Source organism: Marinomonas phycocola, from assembly GCF_047525455.1.
Classification (GTDB): Bacteria; Pseudomonadota; Gammaproteobacteria; order Pseudomonadales; family Marinomonadaceae; genus Marinomonas.
Genome location: NZ_JBLIXL010000026.1, coordinates 13,978 through 34,361, shown reverse-complemented (window position 1 = coordinate 34,361; position 20,384 = coordinate 13,978). Strand labels below are relative to the sequence as shown.

The following is a 20,384-nucleotide window of genomic DNA, read 5'->3' as shown; positions in this document are numbered from 1 at the left end:
TAGTTCTTCTTACATTAATTAGAAATTTCAATTTATTAGAAACAATTAAATACAAAAAAATAAATCAAAAATTGTATAAAATTGATTTTTCAATATATTTTTTAGGAGACATACCATACGTTCTTTTAAAAAATCGATATAAATGACTTTGATCATAAAAACCAGAAGACTGTGCGACTTCAGCAGGAAAAGCACCAGATCTCAGTAATTTTTTAGCGTATTCCACTCTTAACTGAATTTGATATGCATGAGGAGAAATACCATATGTTTTTTTAAATGACCTAATAATATGGGGCGGGGTTAACTGAACTAAATCTGAAAGGGTCTCCAAACCAATATCATCTATAAAATATTGTCGAATATATTCCTTAACTATCTTTACTTGTCCGATCCGTTTTTCTAAAAAAGAGTCGTTATATGAGTTTTCATCGTATCGAGATAATAAGTTCGTAAAAATGAAATAAAATAAACTGTCTGTTAACAACTTTGGAGAGTGGTTTTCGATTTCGTTTAGGGTATGTATTATTGCATAAGATAGCTGCTTATCCTTGATAATTTGTTTATCAAAATATGGTTGATAATGGTTTCCTAAATTTAAGCCTTCAGAGAATTTCCTGAACGTGGCTTCAGTTGGGTAAATCGCTTGATAAGACCACCCCTCAGGACTTGCTTGTTTTCCTGTATGTACTTCATCAGGATTTATTATAGCAATGTCCCCCTCAACCGCGATTTTATTCTCGCCTTTATGAAAGTAACTTTGAGCACCTTTTTCAATAACACAAATCGCGTATTCTTCATGTACATGTTTATTAAATACTGTGCCTTTATGGCTCGCACGCAAACATTCAACGCCGTTAAAATTACTACTATAAACGTGCGATTCTTCCATATTAATAATCCCTCTTTTTTAAACACTCTAAAGTGTTTAAAGCGTACTTTATTGTATGATATTGATTATTTACCTTTAATTACGCAATCGCTTCAAGCCTTTTTTCACTAACTTATCACTAACATTAAAATACTAAGCAAACGCAATCTGAGAAAGGTAGTGTTTCACACCTTAGCACCCGAATTTGAGTCGGTGTAAATTCATGAATACTCGTTCGTCAAATTTACGCATTGTTGTTTTGTCAATCATTTCAGACTTCTTAAGCCCTTTAGCCGTTCTACGAACGGATTTTAAAATATCACTCATTACTGAATAAACACGGCATATTGATAGAAAAAACCTGAGCTAGAAACAGTAAACACACTCCAATCCAACCTCGGCGGAGTTCAGTACTTTTCCTTTGAGAAAATGTTCACCGCACAGAGAAGCACGGAGAACGCATCGACTGATGTAATGATAATGAGGAGTGTCAGACAAACTGACCTGCTGATTTTTGCCCTTGGCAATAGTTTCATACTTATCCTTGAGTTTGGTTTTTAGTTTAGACAGTGATTAGAGAAATATCAATAACCACGCCTGCCCTATATTTTTTAAACTCTTAACTTATTGAAATATATAAATTAAATTAATGGGTGTCTTTGATTAGCACATTACTTTAGAGTAGAGAGCGAAAATACAGTGCGTTATCTCATAAAATATGGAGCTAAATATGTCAGCGTTTGAACAAGCCGCAAAAGAACTGTTAAACCGTCGTAAAGCGGGTTCAGCAGCTCCTCACCTTGAAGAATCTATTCGCCCAACCAGTATTGATGATTCGTTAGCGATTCAGTCAGAAATGGCAAAACTTGAAACAGTGAATGGTTGGAAATGCTTGTTGCCGTTAGTAGAAGGTAAGGTTGTTGTCGCGCCGATATTTAATGTTCAAAAAGGATCGGTGGTTGAACTATTCGAAGACAAACAAGTGGCTCGTGTTGAACCAGAAATTTGTTTCATATTAGGAAAAGACCTACCAGCAAGAGACAAGGGTTACAGTGAAGCAGAGGTTATCGACTCGATAAGCAGCGCTCATATGGCATTGGAGCTGATGCAAAGCCGTTTTGCCGACAATGCAGGGCAGACATACTACGAAGATTTAGCAGATTGTATGATGAACCAAGGCATGTTCGTTGGCCCTGAAATCGATAAAGCCGCCGCCGTTAGTGTTAAAAATATAAGCATCATTGTGACTCAAAATGGTGAAGTACGTGAATTGGATGGTGTACACCCGAATGGCCGCGCTATTGAGGGTGTGATTTGGCTGGTGAATTACATGAGTAAACGTGGTATTAACTTACAAGCTGGCGCAGCCATTATCACAGGGTCTTTTAAAGGCATCGTAAACATGGCGTTTGATTCTGAAGCAACGGTTGCTTATGAAGGTTTAGGTGAATACCAAGTGACTTTCAAACGCACCGCTTAATCGGGCTTTATAAAAATGGATTCTTGGTGGAGATTTATTTAAGGCGTGAATTTAGACAGTGATTAATAAAGCAACTGTGATCGCTGTCTACAATCGCCTAACCATTTGAAATAAATAGATTAAATTAATGGGTGTATAGTCAGACACTGCAGAGAAATGATCAAATAATATAAATAATTGACTGCAATCAATTAAAATAATAATAATAATAACGTTGACTCAGTATACGTTTCTACTCTATTTTGATCGCGCATTATTTATGTTACTAAAATAGACGTTAATTTTTATACCTAAGGAAGAGATGAAATGTACGATAGATTTTTTGAAGAAAAAATTACAAGTCTTAAAAATAGTGGTCAATATCGAGAGTACACTGTTATAAACCGAATTAATGGGCAATATCCTTTAGCTCATTTGGATGGAAAGCAAGATACCTCTGTCGTTGTTTGGTGTAGCAATGATTATCTAGGAATGTCTCAGCATCAAGTAACAACGTCTGCCATGCTCGACAGTATAAAAAAATATGGAGCGGGCTCTGGTGGATCTAGAAACATCGGCGGAACACATCATCAATGCCTATTATTAGAATCATCAATAGCTGATTGGCATAATAAAGAAGATGCTCTGATATTTCCAACCGGATATGGTTCAAATGACGCCACCCTCCAATGTCTTTTACGCTTAATGCCTGATTGTATTATATTTTCAGATGAACTGAATCACGCTTCAATCGTTAATGGAATACGAAGCACAAAAGCTGATCGAACTATCTTTAAACATAATGACACTGCTCAATTGGAAAAACTGCTTGCCAAGGAACCAATTGATCGACCAAAGATCATTGTTTTCGAATCCATTTATTCAATGGATGGTGATATTGCTCCTATTAGTGAAATTTCCAATCTCGCTAAAAAATACAATGCCATAACCTATATAGATGAAGTACATGCAATAGGAATGTATGGCCCCAGAGGTGCTGGCATTTCTGCTGAGCTTGGCATCCAACATGAGATTGATATTATTCAGGGGACGATGGCAAAAGCCATAGGCATGATTGGCGGTTATATTGCAGGTTCATCAGCCCTTATTGATTGCATTCGATCATTTGCTTCAGGGTTTATATTTACAACCTCGTTACCACCTTCTACAGTAAGCGCTTGTTATTCCTCTATCGAGTACCTAAAAGAAAATAATCAAGAACGTGAAGATTTACACAAAAAAACAAAGACATTAAGAAATGCATTGCAGAATGCACATATTTCTATAATGAAATCAAGCGAGACGCATATTTTACCGATATTGATTGGTGACGCGTTAAAATGTAAAGCGGCAGCCAAGCTCTTGTTGGTAAATCATGGCATATATTTACAGCCAATAAACTCTCCCACAGTGCCTGTTGGTACAGAAAGATTTCGTGTAAACGTTACGCCTAATCACACAGAAAAACACATTGAAGATTTAGTTAACGCTATGACTCACGTTTTTAATGAGCTAAATATTCCATTTAGTGATGAATTACACAAAAAATCTGCATGACCGTATTCATGTATATATTCTGCCTCCTAGCATGGGGGCTGAATTTTATAGTAGTAAAAATACAAGGCACACCCGTTAGCCTAGAAGTATCACTCACATATAGGCTGATGGGTTCTGCCATCATCTTTATTTGTATAGCATGCATTATGCGTCCAAAAATTAAATTTATGCCAAAAGACTTGGTATTCATGATGATTTTTGGTGTATGTAACTTTGCTTTGAGTTACTTGCTTTTTTATTATGCAACCATATGGAGTTCGGCGGCGATAGTAACCTTGATTTTTTCGATAAAAACCGTTTTAACCCCTATTGCTTTAAAGGTGTTCTTAAAAACAAAATTACAGACAAGAATTTTGTACGGAGGTGGATGTGGTGTACTTGGCGTGATTGTACTCGTTTACCCAATATTAGCAGATAGCACTAACAGTCTAGCGCTTAATGGTATTCTGCTGGCATGTTTAGGTACAGTTTTAACTTCAATTGGCGATGTAAGCTCGGCAAGAAATAACCATAAAAGTATAAACCCATTACATTCAAATACAGTTGGTTTCATTGTAGCTGCTGTTTTATTATTTCTAATATCTGTCTCACAAGGGCATCAATTCTCTTTCCCTACTTCCTATTCATATATAACGTCTTTATTGTATTTAACTGTGATTGCCTCTGTCTTTGCATGGATGTTCTATCTCAAACTGATAGAACAAATTGGCCCATCGAAAAGTAGTTATATGGTTGCCCTTTTTCCTGCTATTGGAGGAATAGCATCCGTTATTATGGGCGATTCAGAGCCAACATTAAACTTGTTGTTTGGATGTGCTCTATGTAGTTTTGGTGCTGCATTAGCGCTTTTACCAAAGCGAATTAAAAGTGGGTCCATACCAAACCTCTGGCGGTAAGCCTTTGCAGACCGTTCCGCCAACTCAACCGCATACTCAGGCATTGCGTCACCATGAGCATATTGCTGCGTAAATAACGTGCCTTTATGAAGAGAATGTCAACGTTTCAGAACTTCGTGTGTCGACCAGTTTTTTGCTTGTTTTTCATCAACATGCGGTACGATATGAAGGTGATTGCTCATCACAGCATAAGCACAAATATCAATAAAGAAAACCTGAGATAGATACAGTAAATGCGCTTCAATCCAACTCACTTTTTGGTTGTTGTTGACAACCACGACAGTGTTCAAAGCTTTTTCCTGTTACAGAATCTTCACAACATAAAAATGTATGGTCCGCCTCGTTATTGCAAATGATATTTTCGATAACGAGGTTGGTTTGCGCTAATGTATTCGGAGTCGTTATTAGGCTTCGCATCGCTCCACGATGAGATCCGCGCTAGATTGTCCTCAAAAAGCCCATAGCATTGTCTGCTGTTTTTTATGTCAGGTCTTCAATCTAATGGTCTGACCGTTCTGTCATCTTCTTTATCATCTGCAAACTCGGGTTATACTCTTATTTCAAACGCTTGTTTTGTTTTTAACACTGACCAAGCAATCCGTACTAACTTATTCGCAAGCGCCACGACAGCAACATTAAATGGCTTTTTCGCTCGTAATTCCATGACCCACGGCCCAAACATCGATTGAGCTTTTTCTAACCTCGATAGAATCGCTCTGGCCCCATGAATAAAGAGTGTCCGGAGAGATTTATTTCCTCGCTTACTGATTCCCAACAAGGTTGGCTTCCCTCCCGTAGAATATTGGCGTGGAACCCGCCTTAGCCAAGCCGCTAAGTGTCGTCCATTTTTAAACTCATTAATGTTTGGAATATCAGATAAACACTGGGCGGCGGTTAATGTACCCACTCCTGGTATCGACATAAGAAGTTGGGCGTTGCTATTGCTATCAACCAATTTTTTGAGCTTCTCGCCCTGCTTAACGATTCGTTCGTTGAGATACTGGTAATACTCATGATGCCCTATCAACTCCTGCATGAGCATAGGAGGTAATGGCACATTTTTCTCTGCCAGCCATTGGAACAATAACTTCATCTTACTATGACCTGTCGGAAGGCTTAATCCAAACTCCAATAAAATAGCGCCTATTCTCGACATACAGGCTGTTCATTCTTTGATATAGCTCGAACGTATTTTATGAATAACGGCGATCACTTGAGCTTCTTCCGATTTAATACTGACGAATTGCATGTTTGGACGCATTGACGCTTCCGCAATAGCATCTTCCGCAATAGCATCTGCATCAATGTAGTCATTTTTATTGGTTTTTACGTACGGTTTCACGTATTGAGGAGGAATGAGCTTGACATCATGACCAAACTTTTGGCATTGACGAGCAAGCCAATGAGAACCGCCACAGGATTCCATAGCTATGGTTGTCGAATGGGTATTCGAGAGATGTTCGAGTAACTTAGTTCGTGTAAGACGCTTTCGCGATATTGCTCTCGTCCAGCATGATCGTGAGCAACAATATGAAAAGAAGATTTGCCTAAATCGATTCCAATGACTTTAATATTAAACATGATGGTTCGCCTCTTTGTTTAGCCACCCCCCTAAGCATAGCTCAGGGGTGAGGCGGACCATCTAATTAAGCATGGTGAACGCATCGACTGATGCAATGGTTGTAACCAGCGTAAGCATTCCGACGTTTGTAACGCGTCCAGCAAACCACACATAACAATCAAATTTCGATTCACATAGAGTGATAATTTCTTTAGTCTAAGGAATCATCACTCTATGTTTAAGCACGCAATAAACGCCACCCATAAAGTTAATCTAATAATTTCAAACAGTTAACTTTTTTTGTCAGAGTAGCCCCATTAAAAGCATGAAGCCTTTCGTCTTTTCTGCGCTGACGACGACAGTGACGCAAGCAGAAAAGACGAAGGCTTTGCTGCGTATAATAATTAAGTTTTGTGGTAGTCAAGCGTGCTCTGAACCGAAAGGGGTTTCAAGAACAGAGTATCTACAGGTGATGGCCTGTCGTAACACAAGTAGAAAAAACGAAGGTTTTGCGATGATGAAACGCATTGTCGACCTAAAGGCGCTACCTACAAAAAGCCATGTTCAAATGAGATATTCAATTAAATGGAAAAACTCTGTTTTTCTGCGCTGACGACGACAGTGACGCAAGCAGAAAAGACAGAGCCTTTTTATTCTGTACATACTTAGAATTAGCAACTTTGTAAAAGAAATTAAAGTTCTTTTAGTGCACCTATCAAAGCAGCCATTTCAGCATCGGTGCCGATGGTGATACGAAGGTAGTTGCCAATACGTGGTTTGTTGCTACCGAAGAAACGCACTAGAATACCTTGTTCTTTTAACGCCAAATACACACTTTCCGCGTCTTTTTCTGGATGTGTTACAAACACAAAATTAGTAGCGGATCTCAGTACGTTAAAACCAAGGTCGGTTAATTGAGTACTGACCCATTCACGGGTGGCGATGGTTTTACCACAGATTTCATCGAGGTAATCTTGATCTTCCACAGCCGCAGTGGCACCAGCAAGGGCAATTCGGTCAATAGGATAGCTGTTAAATGAGTTCTTCAAGCGCTCTAACCCTTCAATCAAATCAGGGTGGCCAAATGCGTAACCAACTCGAATCCCGGCTAATGCACGAGATTTAGAAAAAGTCTGCACAACCAGCAAATTAGGGTATTGATTCACCAATACCGAGGCACTTTGCGCACCAAAATCAACGTACGCTTCGTCTACTAAGACCACCACATCAGGGTTGGCTTGCAGTACTTTTTCAATATCAGACAAAGGCAGTGCTTTACCCGTTGGTGCGTTCGGGTTGGTAACAACAACACCTGATACGTCTAGATTTTGATAATCGTTCGGATCAATATCAAAGCTGTCCGTTAAAGAGATAAGCGCAGGCTCAATGTCGTATAAATTCGCGTAAACTTTATAGAAGCTGTAGGTAATATCAGCAAACGCCAATGGCTTACCACCCGCAAAGTAACCCATAAAAGCCAACGCCAATACTTCGTCGGAACCATTACCGACAAACACTTGGTTCGCGTCAAATTGATACTGTTTCGCTAAGGCATTCTTTAATGTCATGCAATTTGGATCAGGGTAAAGGCGCAAACGTTCACTGACCGCATCAGACATGGCAGCCAATGCTTTTGGTGATGGTGAATACGGGCTTTCGTTGGTATTGAGTTTAATGTATTGCTTGTCTTGTGGTTGCTCACCCGGTACATATGGGTCCAGCTCGGTAATTTTTTTAGTCCAAAAACGACTCATTTACTCTCTCCATTCTTTTCATTAAGGGATTAAGGCCCTTTTCTATTTTTATACAGTATCTATTTTTATACAGTAATAATACGTTTATACGCGCATAAACAGGCGAACAAAAAAAGGCCTCTAATTAGAGGCCTTTTCAGTGTACATATTAATCCGCCTCTGAATTAATCCTGAGGGCGCATATGTGGGAACAACAATACATCACGAATAGAAGGCGCATCGGTAAATAACATCACCAAACGGTCGATACCGATCCCTTCACCCGCGGTTGGCGGTAAACCGTATTCCAGTGCGTTGATGTAATCCGCATCGAAATGCATCGCTTCATCATCACCCGCGTCTTTTTCAGCCACTTGATTACGGAAACGCTCTGCTTGGTCCTCAGGGTCATTTAACTCCGAGAAACCATTGGCAATTTCACGACCACCAACAAAGAATTCAAAACGATCAGTAATAAAATCATTGTGATCATTACGACGCGCTAATGGAGAGACTTCCGCAGGGTATTCAGTAATGAAAGTCGGTTGATCCAATTTCGCTTCTGCTGTTTCTTCAAAGATCTCCGTCCATAACTTACCAAGACCCCAAATTGGTTTCACATGAATACCCAATTTTTTCGCTACATTTGTCGCTTTTTCAAGCGTACTTAGATCATCAGCTGTCAGCTGTGGATTGTAATGTAAGATAGACTCTAACATTGTCATACGCACAAATGGCGCACCAAAATCGTATTCAGAACCTTGGTAAGTCACTTGCGTTGTGCCCAACACTTGTTCGGCAACCGTGCGTAGCATGTCTTCTGTCAGATCCATTAAATCTTTGTAATCCGCATACGCTTGGTAAAACTCGATCATGGTGAATTCAGGATTATGGCGTGTCGAAACTCCTTCGTTGCGAAAGTTACGGTTAATTTCGAATACACGTTCAAAACCACCCACAACCAAACGCTTCAAATACAATTCCGGCGCGATACGTAAGTACATGCTCATGTCCATCGCATTGTGGTGTGTCACAAATGGACGGGCTGTGGCGCCACCAGGAATCACGTGCAGCATTGGCGTTTCCACTTCCATAAAGCGACGATCTTCTAAGAAACGACGAATGGAAGAAATGACTTTAGAGCGAATTTGGAACGTATTACGAGACTCTTCGTTTACGATCAAATCAACATAACGCTGACGGTAACGCATTTCCGTATCAGACAAACCTTTGTGCTTGTCTGGTAATGGGCGCAAGGCTTTGGTTAATAACTGAGCCGACTGCATATCAACGTATAAATCGCCTTTACCTGATTTATGCACAGGGCCTTTGATACCAATAATATCACCCAAATCCCATGTTTTTTGTTCAATCAATAATTCAGGGTTCAAGGCTTTACGATTTACATACGCTTGAATTTGGCCCGTCATATCTTGCAGTAACATAAACGCGCCACGATTACGGACGATACGACCAGCAATGCTTACTTTGTGGTCTTTTTCTTCTAAGTCTGGTTTTTCAATCTCACCAAATTCTGCTTGTAAATCCGCTGCATACGCATCCGGGCGGAAATCATTTGGGTAGGCATTACGCTCTTCACGAATGACACTTAATTTACCACGACGCTCTGCAACCAAACGATTATCTTCAGCAGCGGCAGTGTGTTCTGTTGTATTTTCGTTAGCCATGATTTGCTAGGTACTCTTTAAAAATAGTGTTTTTAAAATAATGTGTTTAAAAAAGGCTTCGCCTGTTGGTTACAGACCTTGTTTTAAGCTGGCAACAATAAACTGATCTAAATTTCCGTCTAACACTGAACCCGTGTTCGAGCTTTCAACGCCAGTTCGTAAATCTTTAATACGCGATGCATCCAATACATAAGAACGAATTTGGCTGCCCCACCCGATATCGGATTTGTTGTCTTCTACCGCTTGTGCTGCTTCATTCCGTTTTTGCATTTCAAATTCGTACAACTTCGCACGTAATTGCTTCATCGCAAAATCACGGTTAGCGTGCTGTGAACGCTGATTCTGACACTGCACTACGATGTTAGTCGGTACGTGAGTAATACGCACCGCAGAATCCGTGGTGTTTACGTGCTGACCACCTGCGCCGGATGAACGGTATGTGTCTGTTCTAATGTCCGCAGGATTAATTTCAATATCAACGTTGTCGTCTACTTCTGGGGAGACAAACACCGATGCAAACGACGTGTGACGGCGATTACCAGAATCAAAAGGCGATTTACGAACCAGACGATGTACACCCGTTTCCGTTCTTAGCCAACCAAATGCGTATTCGCCTTCAAAGCGAATTGTGGCCGATTTGATACCCGCCACATCACCAGCAGACACTTCCATAAGCTCTACTTTAAAGCCTTTGTCTTCGCCCCAACGTAAATACATACGTAATAGGATATTTGCCCAGTCTTGCGCTTCCGTGCCACCAGAACCAGCTTGAATATCAAGGAAGGCAGAGTTTGCATCCATTTCTTTCGAAAACATACGACGAAACTCTAATTTGGCCATTTGAATTTCTAACTCTTCCAATTCGGCTTGCACCGCTTCTACTGAATCTTCATCGTCTTCTTCGACAGCCATATCCAATAAATCTTTGGCATCCACTACACCGGCCTGCATAGCGTCTAATACATCAACAACGGCTTCTAAAGCAGCACGTTCTTTGCCCAATTTCTGAGCGTAGTCTGGGTCATTCCAGACATCTGGGTCTTCCAGTTCGCGAGTAACTTCTTCAAGGCGCTCTTTCTTTGTTTCATAGTCAAAGATACCCCCAAAGAGTTTGGGTGCGCTCAGAAAGGTCTTTTATCTTAGAAAGGATCGGATTGATTTCCATAATGGCTTCAATTTGTTATAAAACGGAATGAATAAAGGTAATTGTTAATTGTAACGAATTTACCCGCAGCATAAAATGGTCTATACCATTCATTCATATAAAATAAATCATTTTTTATCTGACTAAGCGTTCAACTGGAGTCCACATGGAAAAACCGACGGTATCTGTCAACATTTTGGGGCAAGAATACAAGATCAATTGCCCAAAAGGTCACGAAACAGACCTTAATGAAGCGGTGGAATATTTAAACCAACAAATGCAAGAAATCAGAACCAGTGGCAACATCATTGGTACAGAGAAAGTGGCTATTATTGCGGCTTTAAACATTACTCACGATATGCTTTCTAGTCGTAAATACGCCCGTTCAAATGAACAGCAAGTGCGTGAGTTAACCTCTCAACTGGATTCGGCTTTGACGCACACAAATAAAGTTGGTTAAAAGACAAACGACGCTTAATCAAAACAGCTTAAAATATTACCACTCCAGAAATACAGAGGTTTTGAAAGACGTTTTTTTCTCTTTTTATCCAATAAATAAGTAGATTTTTTGCACCTTTGTCTTATACTACAGTCTGTTTCCTGGGTTGTTTGGAACGGCTTAACGCCCTTGAGCCTATGCGTATACACCCGGAAAGAATAGGTGAGTTTGGTGTGCATGTCCGTGCGTCGGAAAGCCTAAAAAGCTTCAGTTCATTCCAACTTGAACCACTGGGTTCAAGGCCAATAGTCGTAACGGCAATTTGGGAAACTTTTTATGTCCTCTAATTTTTCAGATACTCAATCTTCAAACTGTGATCTCACTCAGCTTTCAAGAAGTGATCTCAGAAAACACTTGCGCACTGCGCGCAATGCATTATCTTCACCTCAACAGTCAAACGCATCGCACAATATCTCTGCACAACTGCAAGGTTCTGCTTGGCTAAACCAGCGTCTTTCTCAAAAATCTGCAAATACAGTCAACATTGCTCTTTACCTTAGTCATGATGGAGAAGTCTCTCCGCAACTCTTTTGTGAATACTTATGGGATTTAGGCGTTAACGTTTATTTGCCAATTATTCATGGTGCAACACTGCTTTTTGGTGCCTATAAAAAAGACAGCCAATGGCAGGAGAATCGATTTGGCATTGCAGAACCGATTGATCCAACACCCTTAACTCAAGAACAACTCGATATGGTTTGCTTACCTTTGGTTGGCTTTGATAAAAAGGGGGGCCGATTGGGCATGGGAGGCGGATTTTATGATAAAACATTCGCTAATAAAACATCAAAGACGACCTTAATCGGCTTGGCCCACGATATTCAAGAAGTACCTCAATTGCCAATTGAAAGCTGGGATGTGCCTTTAGATGGCATTGTCACTGATAATCAATGCATTTTATGCAGGTAATAGAATGACGATTAATCCAGCGTCATTTTTAAATCCACTCTTCCTACTTTTTGGCTACTCCATTGCATAGAATCGATACGTGTTTCTTCTTTCGCCAATTCTGTAATCCAAGGAGACAATGTACTAAACGCTGCGTCTTTCACCCAAATCTGTAAACGACTGTCCCCATCAAGCGAAATCCTTTCTGCCACAATACCGTACTGTCGCGCTGTTCTATTCACTAACGCTCTCAGCTCATTCGCTGATCTATCTTGAAGAGAAGACACAGGCCCAGAGCTAAAGGTTTGTAAATGTTCGACGTTTTCCACTAGGGTGTAATAATCTGCTACTGCATTTTCAAAGGCATTATGGGCATTGTCATTTTCTATTTGAGCTGGCCTCCAAACCGTAAGATAGATGCTCACAATAAAAACCAATACCATCAAAATAAAGACCAATACCTGCTCTCGCACACTTAATCGCAGATAGGCTAACCAAGCGGAATATAAGCTTGGACTATTACGAAACTGGTTTGCTAACCAAGACTTCATATTGTTTTAATCCTTGTCACTGGGTGTTATTAAACACTCAGCCCTCTATTTGAATTTTAAAAGACGCTCTATAACCACTTTCTTGACGCACAACCTGTTCCAACAAAACCGTAAGCGATTTCTCAGACAATTTATCAGACAGTTTATTAGACAAGGCCTCACGAATTTCATCGAGAGTTTCTCGTTGTTCTGACACCCAATCCAAGCGATAGGTTTGGTCAAAGTAATCCAGTTTAGTTAATCGATGACTTCCCTTCACTTGCTCTCTGGCTTGATCAATTTTTGCTAATACATCGTAGACGGTGTCCGTTTGTTGCGTACTTTTCCCAGAAGGGCTTTGTTGCAATAACCCTCTCAGTTGACGTGACAGATTGACCACTCTCCCTTCACTGGGAACCAGTTGCAAAAATAACGCATTCGATTTCTCACGAACGTCTTGTTCTTGCATTTCCAATGCCTTTGTTGAAGCCTGCATAAGAAACAACTCCAAGAAAAAAGCAATCACAGCACATGCCGCCACCCATCGCCACGGAGTTAATTTCTCTAACCAAATGCCACCCTGCCTAAAATCACTGTGACAAAGATTCTTTTCTCGCCACGTTTTATTTTGCAAGATAAAATCAGACATACGCTCTAACGCGTGAATTTCAGCAGTGGCGCTGTACGTTTTTTGCGGCGGCATGACTCCATCCAAAGAGGATGCTAATGCCGTCACTTGAGACTCTGAAGCGTAAAGAGAAATCTCTTGTTTCGGTAAATACGCCAACATACTCTCGGGCAAGCAATGAACGGCATCTTCTGCAATCCATAACCAAGATGCGCTTTCTTCACGGTCGCTCGTATTAATTGATGCTAGTAATGGGTTTTCACTTTTCAACGCCATAAAAGCACTGGAGAGAGGCAATATAATCGGTGCTTTAATGTTCCAACCCGCTAGCTGTTGCGTCCATAGGGACATCAAACGTGTTTCAACAACGGCAACCCAAGCACTGTCTTTTTGCTCTTTACTTAATACCGTGAAATGCAATTCGTCCGTCGCTTGAGACAACCCTTCTTCCATTAAAAACGGTGCGACTTTTTCTAGATGCTTGCGCTGCCCAGCCGCTAATGTAAGCCGACGGATATGCAGTTTTTCCATTGGAGGACACACAATAACATCCGAATACTTAATACCATCTGTCGATAAGCTATCAATTAATACGTCAACATTGTAATTTTGATGGAACGCTAACAACGCCCCTTTTTCATCGACAATGGCCCAATCGCAAAGAGGCGATAAAGCACCAAAAGAAATTTCCTCATTCTCTTGCTTTCCTGTTAGATCGATTTCTGCATTACGATCGACTGGCGAAACCGACGATACATCATCCACTTCAAGCAATTCATAAAAACGTATTATCAGACGATTCATACAGCCTTGCCCTTTTGAAACCAATGCTTTCTAACACAGAATACTGATAACAAATATGTATTTATAAATAACATTATTCTTCCTGACCATTGGTTTCAATACTGGGTAAATTAAAAAACGAAACCAACCAACCTGTTGATCCATAAGAGCGACCATACACCCTAACATTACCCGAATTAGATTTTATTAAACGCGTGTGAAGCGACATTTGCCGATCACCTAATGTTACCTTTATAAAAGCATCAACATAAGCCATATTTGTGCGCCAATCCGCCTCTTCCAAACCTTGATCCGATAGGCTCTCTTCTTGAAGAAACTCTTTTACCGTTGCAAAACCAGCACTGTCTAGTCGCGCCGTAAATTTTTTTTTCTGCTCTTCTGTCATATTTACCAGATACGCATCTTGTAAAGGCTTTGGAAAACGATTCACATTGGCCCCCATTTCGACAGGCCATATACATAACCAAGGGAGTAAAGCAGCAAGGTCTTCTGGAGTCCATCGCCATAACAACATTTCGGTTTCACTGACTAAAGCACTGTCAGATGCCCGAAAACTTGGAGAGAAGCTTTGATAAAATTCATCTTCGTGTCCTCCAGCACCCGTAATATCTTGGTCCGAATCCACCCAATCTTTTATTTGATCCGCTAAGTTAGGGTTTTTCCCTAAACTCGTGATTAACCGTTGCAGCCTTTGATAGCTTAGTTCCGCCGTTGTCTCATTAGCCAACAGGTTAATGTTAAAACAGCTTTGTCGGTCTAATAAAACAATGGTCATTTCATCCTTCTCTTGCTCAAGAGGAAAGGTTTCTTGTTTCAACAACCACTTAGATGACTCAAAGGCAGGCAGCGATTTTTCATCCAATTGAGCGAAATACTGTATGGCCCACGCTTCGCCACCTAATAATTGCTGCTTTAATTGACTGGTTTGCTGCACCTGCTCAATGATATCCCTTTCCTTGGCAAGATAGGTCATCACACTCGCGGCCATGGCGCTGACTAAGGCAAACACCATCAAGGCCATTATCAGAGCCACCCCTCGCTGGGTTGTTGGTTTTGCTTTTTGCAATTGAAGGCGATGTATCATAACTCCCCCTCATCTTGACTATCATTACTGCTATTATCATTCGCAGGATCAATAGTAAGAGAATCAATAGCCGTAGGGACAATGAACAACCTCTCAATACGACCTATTCCAATCAGGTTTAGGCTCACTTTTACCGCTTGAATCGAATCGTCTCTTTGAGGCTCTGTGTCGTCAGATCTAAGCGAACTGGTTTCTTCTGGCCAACGGTTTTGCCAACCATTTTGACTTAACAAACTAATGTTCACATCCGTGATGCGCTCAAATAACTGCTCTATTGGTTTGCTGTCTTGGTCTCTGTCCATCACAGACCAGAAACGACGAATAAGTTTCTCGTCTGTCCACTCGTATTCCACACGTTGTAATTCTGAGCGGATATAAAGCAAAGGCTTCTGCCAGCCTGCTTTGCTTAATTGAAACCGCGTCTCTTCCAGATTCAAAGCCTCTTGTTTTTCACCTAACCCATCACGTGCTGTTTTTGGAACAATTTGCTCAATGTCCCTTTCTATCCATTGCCAAACACGTACTGCTTCTTCCAGTGCCGTGCTCTGCTTTTCTATGGCTTTTTGCAAACGAACACCCGTACCCGCCATATTAAAGCTAGCAATCCCCAGAAAGGACAAAATGCCTAATACAATCAAGAGCTCCAGTAAGGTAAAGCCTTTTTGAGAACCTTGCTTCGATCGATAACGATTATCCAATACCTTAATACGAGATCCCATTAAGGTAAGCTCCCTTCAGAAGACAGTTCACTTGCAGAATTACTCGCGCTAGAGGCAACAGAAGAGGGTAAATAGCCAATTAGGGTAAAAAGGGACGATGTGGATTCAGGCGGTTGAAAGACATTAATTTCAATGCGGGCAACCCCCGCCGTTTGCTGTTTTAGCTCTGGCAGAGTGCGAAATACCCAACTTCCTTGCTCTACAACACCTTCATCCAGTGTCATTTTTACACCTTGCTGAGACAATAAACGCAAGTCATTTATTCGATTTTCAGCCACCCATGAGGCTATCAATTTACGCTTTAAATAATCACTTTGATCCACCGACTGAAAACTCGTTTGCGCCAGCATCATACCAACCAAACCGATAATAACCAACGCGATTAAGACTTCAATTAAGGTAAAACCGTGTTGAGATGCTTGCTGAAACGACGTTTTAGCACGAAGCCTTGCTTTTTTGTTATTCATTATCGAAGACAAAAACATTTGCCCCATCGCCTTTTAGAATACGTAAGGGTGTATTCCTTTGGTTTTCAGACCCTGATTGCATGTACATAATATGCAATTCAAAAGGTGTGTATTCACCACTGGCAGAAAAGACCAAATCGACTTTTTCCACCAATGCTTTTGCCGTTTCTGACAAGTCGTTAAATTCCTTTCTTTCAATCAACTTCCATTCAAACAGTGCATCCGCGGGTTGGTAGGTTTTCGATAATTCAACCCACTCCCCCGCTTGCAGCTCCAGCAGCGCTATCTCATTCGATGTGATCGTAGCACCATACGTCACGCCATCCAGCCACGCTTTGTCCAATGTGTTTTGCAGAAATAAACGCACATTTTGAGATTCCTGCGTTAGTTTTTTCCCTTCGTTATCGGTTTGATAAGTAAAACTCACTATGCTCAACATGCCTCCGAGTACGGCCAACACAACCAATAACTCCAGTAAGGTAAATGCCATTTTCTGGGATTTAAAACGCGATGTGGGCATCTGCATAGAAACGACATTCCTGTAAATGAATCAAACGTTCATCATGAAGCATTGAGTCATACAATACTTTTTCTATAAAACTCTCTTGCTATAAATCTTCTTTGCTAACGTCTGCGGAGTCACCACTACCACCTTCACGACCGTCTGCCCCTAATGAAATCAAATCATAAACGCCATCAGATCCTGGGCTCACGTATAAGAAATCATTTCCCCATGGGTCTTGTGGAAGTTTTTGCATGTAGCCACCGGATTTCCAATTTTTTGCTTCAGGAAAGCCCGATGGCTTTGTGACTAATGATTCTAACCCTTGAGACGTCGAAGGGTATTGCCCGTTGTCCAATTTGTATAAATCCAAAGCCGCCATTAGATTACGAATTTGAGTCTTTGCAACAGACACTTTTGCATCGTCTGAACGACCTAAAATATTAGGCGCGACCAATCCGATCAGCGCACCGAGTATCACCAAAACTACCATTAACTCTAACAAGGTAAACGCCGCTTTATTCTGTTTAAATGACGGCAGTTGTTTACGATTCCTTAACTTAGACATAACACTCAAACTCTCTTTGTTTACAATGGAAGTTGCTAAATAAATGATTTAGTTTAATAACTGATTCATATTCATTATTGGTAATAAAATCGCCATAACAATCATCATAACGACCCCACCCATCACCAACAACATCAAGGGTTCAAATAAGCCCACTAATGTTGTCATCCATGCACTCGACTCTTCTTCTTGTTGATGCGCTGCTCGCGCTAACATCACATCCAATTCGCCACTTCGTTCACCACTTTGGATCAGTTGCAGCATCATTGGTGGCAGTAATTTCGTTTCGCCTAATGCTTTCCCAAGAGACCCCCCTTCTTGTACTTTCACCATGGCTGTCCTAAGGTGTTGCTGCATAGAAGCATTGTCTACAACTTGTGCCGCTATCTTCATCGCCTCCACCAACGCAACACCACTACTAGAGAGCATGGCTAACGTACTGATATAACGTGTTATTTGCATCACGATAATCAATTCTCTAATACCGACAACACGTACTATTAACCTGTCTTTTATTGCTTTAGCCGACGCTTTTGTCATTAACCATTTATAAACAACGATGAACACCAGTAAGGCGATTAAAATAAAGTGCCCATAATTGGTAACGCCATAACTTAATACCAGCATAAACTCGGTAATCGGTGGCAGCGCCGCACCCTGCTTATCAAATACAGAAACAATATCAGGCATCACACTTCCTAATAGAAAGCTCACAATGCCGATGGCCACCAGCGTTAAAATCATCGGGTACATCATCGCCATTTGAATTTTTTGTGCCGTGATTCGTTGACGCTCTGAATAATCTGCCAAGCGCATCAGTACTTGCTGTAGATGCCCTGATTGTTCTCCGGCTTCCACGCTTGCACGAAACAACATAGGAAACGCCTTAGGGTAGGCGCCCAATGCCTTCGCCAAACTGTGCCCTTCCAATACTTTCGAACGAATGGTCAGCAACATACTGCGCACCTTTTGACTACTCGCTTGTTGCGCAACCCCGGTAAGCGCTTCTTCGATAGGCAGCCCTGCATCTATCAACGTCGCCAATTGTCGAGTTAATAAGGCACGTTCTTTAACATTAATACCAGGGGAGAAAAGAGTGTTACGCGATTGTTCTTTGCCCTGCTTAATGTCTAACGGTGTCATGCCTTTGTCACGCAGTAACTGACGCAAATGGCGCTCATTGTCTGCTTCTAACACGCCTTTTTTTGTTCGGCCTTTAGCATCAAGTGCAGAGTACTCAAATGCAGACATTTAGATCACACCTTGTTGAAGGTTTGCTAAATGAAAACAAAATGATCGTTATGTTATGCATGTTCATTCGACACTCTTAACACTTCTTCTACCGTTGTCATTCCCTGTAAGACTTTTTGCATGCCATCGTGTGACAAACTGGGCGTAGTTTTGCGCACAAGCGCCTCTAACTCTTGCTCACTGGCTTTATTGTGGATAAGCGTTTTTACAGGCTCGGTAACCAATACCAATTCATACAAGCCCAATCGCCCTTTGTAACCTTGCTCAAAACAGTCAGGACAACCTATGGCTTGATAAACAGTAAATGCATCTGGATTTGTATTCTCAACACCTAATACACGCTTTGTTGCCTCATCCAAAACCGCAGGCGTTTTACAATGTGGGCAGAGTTTTCGAACCAAACGTTGCGATAGAACACCAATAACAGAAGAAGACAGAAGGAAAGGCTCAACCCCCATGTCCTCCAAACGAGAAATGGCGCCAACTGCGCTATTAGTATGCAAAGTAGACAGAACCAAGTGCCCTGTTAACGAGGCTTGTACGGCAATTTCAGCGGTTTCTTTATCACGTATTTCACCGATCATAACCACGTCAGGGTCTTGACGTAAAATGGCCCTTAACCCTCTTGCAAAGGTCATGTCTGCTTTCAGATTGACCTGAGTTTGACCAATGCCTTCAATATGATATTCCACCGGGTCTTCAACCGTCAGTATGTTACGGCGACCGTTGTTCAATGTGCTTAATGCCGCATATAAGGACGTGGTTTTACCAGAACCCGTTGGACCCGTAACCAAAAGAATGCCATGGGGTTGATTAATCAGCGCGGTTAATCGCTCTCTGTCCGTTTGGCTCATGCCTAAGTGCATTAAATCCAAACGCCCTGCTTGCTTGCTTAGCAGACGCATTACAATGCGTTCGCCGTGCGTCGAAGGCATTGTAGACACACGAACATCAATTTCCTGCCCTGAAATTCGCAATACGATGCGTCCATCTTGAGGCACACGTTTTTCAGCAATGTCCAGTTTCGCCATAACCTTAATACGAGACACTAGCATCGACGCAAGAGCGCGTTTAGGCTGAATCACTTCACGTAATACACCGTCCACACGAAATCGGACCAATAAACGTTTATCAAAGGTTTCAATATGAATATCGGACGCCTCTTCTTTTACCGCCTCACTCATAATGGCGTTGATCAAACGAATGATCGGTGCATCGCCTTCCCGCTCCAATAAGTCTTCACTGTCTGGCACAGCTTCAGCGGCACTCGCCAAATCCAGCTCATCTCCTAAACCTTCTGCCAATGCCAATGTTTGACCGCCTTCTTGTTGATAAAAGAGCACAACTGCGTCATCAAAATCGGCATCAGATAAGGTTTCTAAAAAGGGCCTTGTAGGAGAAACTCGCACCGCCTCACATAGAGAATCGATACTGGCCGAGGCTTTGTGAGACACAATCCATTTATCAACATCTTGTCGCAACAAAACACCCGATTGCTTCACAAAGGAATAAAGAAGAGAAGGCATAAATCAAATTCC

At 41.3% G+C, this 20,384-nt stretch carries 19 protein-coding genes, 1 other RNA gene and 1 pseudogene; 6 read left to right on the top strand and 15 right to left on the bottom strand.

The window, feature by feature from the left end; translation table 11 throughout:
• Positions 1-64: 64 nt before the first annotated feature.
• Positions 65-889, bottom strand: a complete 825-nt coding sequence (locus ACMUMJ_RS14880; RefSeq protein ID WP_414679644.1) for an AraC family transcriptional regulator — start codon at positions 887-889, stop codon at positions 65-67.
• A 709-nt stretch (positions 890-1,598) separates the two neighbouring features.
• Here ACMUMJ_RS14880 and ACMUMJ_RS14875 point away from each other — a divergent pair.
• From ACMUMJ_RS14875 to ACMUMJ_RS14865, 3 genes are all read left to right on the top strand, one after another.
• On the top strand, positions 1,599-2,348 hold the full coding sequence (locus ACMUMJ_RS14875) for a hypothetical protein (protein ID WP_414679643.1): 750 nt from the start codon (positions 1,599-1,601) through the stop codon (positions 2,346-2,348).
• Positions 2,349-2,654: 306 nt separating this feature from the next.
• Positions 2,655-3,884: a 5-aminolevulinate synthase gene (gene hemA, locus ACMUMJ_RS14870; protein ID WP_414679642.1), complete on the top strand. Its 1,230-nt coding sequence runs from the start codon at positions 2,655-2,657 to the stop codon at positions 3,882-3,884.
• Complete coding sequence (locus ACMUMJ_RS14865) at positions 3,881-4,780, top strand: DMT family transporter (protein ID WP_414679641.1); 900 nt, start codon at positions 3,881-3,883, stop codon at positions 4,778-4,780. The genes hemA and ACMUMJ_RS14865 overlap by 4 nt, the downstream gene beginning before the upstream one ends.
• A 98-nt stretch (positions 4,781-4,878) precedes the next feature.
• Here ACMUMJ_RS14865 and ACMUMJ_RS14860 read toward each other — a convergent pair whose 3' ends face one another.
• The 5 genes and pseudogenes from ACMUMJ_RS14860 to prfB form a co-directional block, all read right to left on the bottom strand.
• Positions 4,879-5,070: a hypothetical protein gene (locus tag ACMUMJ_RS14860; protein ID WP_414679640.1), complete on the bottom strand. Its 192-nt coding sequence runs from the start codon at positions 5,068-5,070 to the stop codon at positions 4,879-4,881.
• Positions 5,071-5,327: 257 nt separating this feature from the next.
• Positions 5,328-6,361: pseudogene (locus tag ACMUMJ_RS14855) on the bottom strand (IS110 family RNA-guided transposase).
• Positions 6,362-7,033: 672 nt separating this feature from the next.
• Entirely contained in the window at positions 7,034-8,095 is a 1,062-nt protein-coding gene (hisC, locus tag ACMUMJ_RS14850) for a histidinol-phosphate transaminase (RefSeq protein ID WP_414679639.1), read from the bottom strand.
• A 164-nt stretch (positions 8,096-8,259) separates the two neighbouring features.
• Positions 8,260-9,762, bottom strand: a complete 1,503-nt coding sequence (lysS, locus tag ACMUMJ_RS14845) for a lysine--tRNA ligase (protein ID WP_414679638.1) — start codon at positions 9,760-9,762, stop codon at positions 8,260-8,262.
• A 69-nt stretch (positions 9,763-9,831) separates the two neighbouring features.
• Positions 9,832-10,927 (bottom strand): peptide chain release factor 2 gene (gene prfB, locus ACMUMJ_RS14840; protein ID WP_414679637.1). Its coding sequence is split into 2 segments (ribosomal slippage): positions 9,832-10,854 and positions 10,856-10,927, totalling 1,095 coding nucleotides; the frame shifts between segments, so codons are not numbered across the junction.
• A 145-nt stretch (positions 10,928-11,072) separates the two neighbouring features.
• On the opposite strand from prfB, the gene ACMUMJ_RS14835 reads away from it, so the two are divergent.
• The 3 genes from ACMUMJ_RS14835 (at position 11,073) to ACMUMJ_RS14825 (ending at position 12,314) form a co-directional block, all read left to right on the top strand.
• On the top strand, positions 11,073-11,366 hold the full coding sequence (locus tag ACMUMJ_RS14835; protein ID WP_414679636.1) for a cell division protein ZapA: 294 nt from the start codon (positions 11,073-11,075) through the stop codon (positions 11,364-11,366).
• Positions 11,367-11,500: 134 nt separating this feature from the next.
• Positions 11,501-11,678, top strand: a non-coding RNA gene (ssrS, locus tag ACMUMJ_RS14830) — 6S RNA.
• 3 nt (positions 11,679-11,681) lie between these two features.
• Positions 11,682-12,314: a 5-formyltetrahydrofolate cyclo-ligase gene (locus ACMUMJ_RS14825; RefSeq protein WP_414679635.1), complete on the top strand. Its 633-nt coding sequence runs from the start codon at positions 11,682-11,684 to the stop codon at positions 12,312-12,314.
• An 11-nt stretch (positions 12,315-12,325) separates the two neighbouring features.
• Here ACMUMJ_RS14825 and ACMUMJ_RS14820 read toward each other — a convergent pair whose 3' ends face one another.
• From ACMUMJ_RS14820 to gspE, 9 genes are all read right to left on the bottom strand, one after another.
• Positions 12,326-12,844 carry a type II secretion system protein M gene (locus ACMUMJ_RS14820; protein ID WP_414679634.1) on the bottom strand — a complete coding sequence of 173 codons (519 nt, stop codon included), beginning with the start codon at positions 12,842-12,844 and terminating at the stop codon, positions 12,326-12,328.
• A 37-nt stretch (positions 12,845-12,881) separates the two neighbouring features.
• Positions 12,882-14,255 (bottom strand): type II secretion system protein GspL, encoded by a 1,374-nt coding sequence (gene gspL, locus ACMUMJ_RS14815; RefSeq protein WP_414679633.1) that lies wholly within the window; start codon positions 14,253-14,255, stop codon positions 12,882-12,884.
• A 73-nt stretch (positions 14,256-14,328) separates the two neighbouring features.
• Positions 14,329-15,339, bottom strand: coding sequence for a type II secretion system minor pseudopilin GspK (gene gspK / locus ACMUMJ_RS14810; RefSeq protein WP_414679632.1), 1,011 nt, complete (start codon positions 15,337-15,339; stop codon positions 14,329-14,331).
• Positions 15,336-16,058 carry a type II secretion system minor pseudopilin GspJ gene (gene gspJ, locus ACMUMJ_RS14805; RefSeq protein ID WP_414679631.1) on the bottom strand — a complete coding sequence of 241 codons (723 nt, stop codon included), beginning with the start codon at positions 16,056-16,058 and terminating at the stop codon, positions 15,336-15,338. The genes gspK and gspJ overlap by 4 nt, the downstream gene beginning before the upstream one ends.
• Positions 16,058-16,543: a type II secretion system minor pseudopilin GspI gene (gspI, locus tag ACMUMJ_RS14800; protein ID WP_414679630.1), complete on the bottom strand. Its 486-nt coding sequence runs from the start codon at positions 16,541-16,543 to the stop codon at positions 16,058-16,060. The genes gspJ and gspI overlap by 1 nt, the downstream gene beginning before the upstream one ends.
• Positions 16,518-17,051 (bottom strand): prepilin-type N-terminal cleavage/methylation domain-containing protein, encoded by a 534-nt coding sequence (locus ACMUMJ_RS14795; protein ID WP_414679629.1) that lies wholly within the window; start codon positions 17,049-17,051, stop codon positions 16,518-16,520. The genes gspI and ACMUMJ_RS14795 overlap by 26 nt, the downstream gene beginning before the upstream one ends.
• Before the next feature lie 82 nt (positions 17,052-17,133).
• Complete coding sequence (gene gspG / locus ACMUMJ_RS14790) at positions 17,134-17,595, bottom strand: type II secretion system major pseudopilin GspG (protein WP_414679628.1); 462 nt, start codon at positions 17,593-17,595, stop codon at positions 17,134-17,136.
• Positions 17,596-17,643: 48 nt separating this feature from the next.
• The gene (gene gspF / locus ACMUMJ_RS14785) at positions 17,644-18,846 is read right to left on the bottom strand and encodes a type II secretion system inner membrane protein GspF (RefSeq protein ID WP_414679627.1); all 1,203 of its coding nucleotides are present in this window, start codon (positions 18,844-18,846) and stop codon (positions 17,644-17,646) included.
• A 53-nt stretch (positions 18,847-18,899) separates the two neighbouring features.
• Positions 18,900-20,372 carry a type II secretion system ATPase GspE gene (gene gspE / locus ACMUMJ_RS14780; protein ID WP_414679626.1) on the bottom strand — a complete coding sequence of 491 codons (1,473 nt, stop codon included), beginning with the start codon at positions 20,370-20,372 and terminating at the stop codon, positions 18,900-18,902.
• Positions 20,373-20,384: the final 12 nt, after the last annotated feature.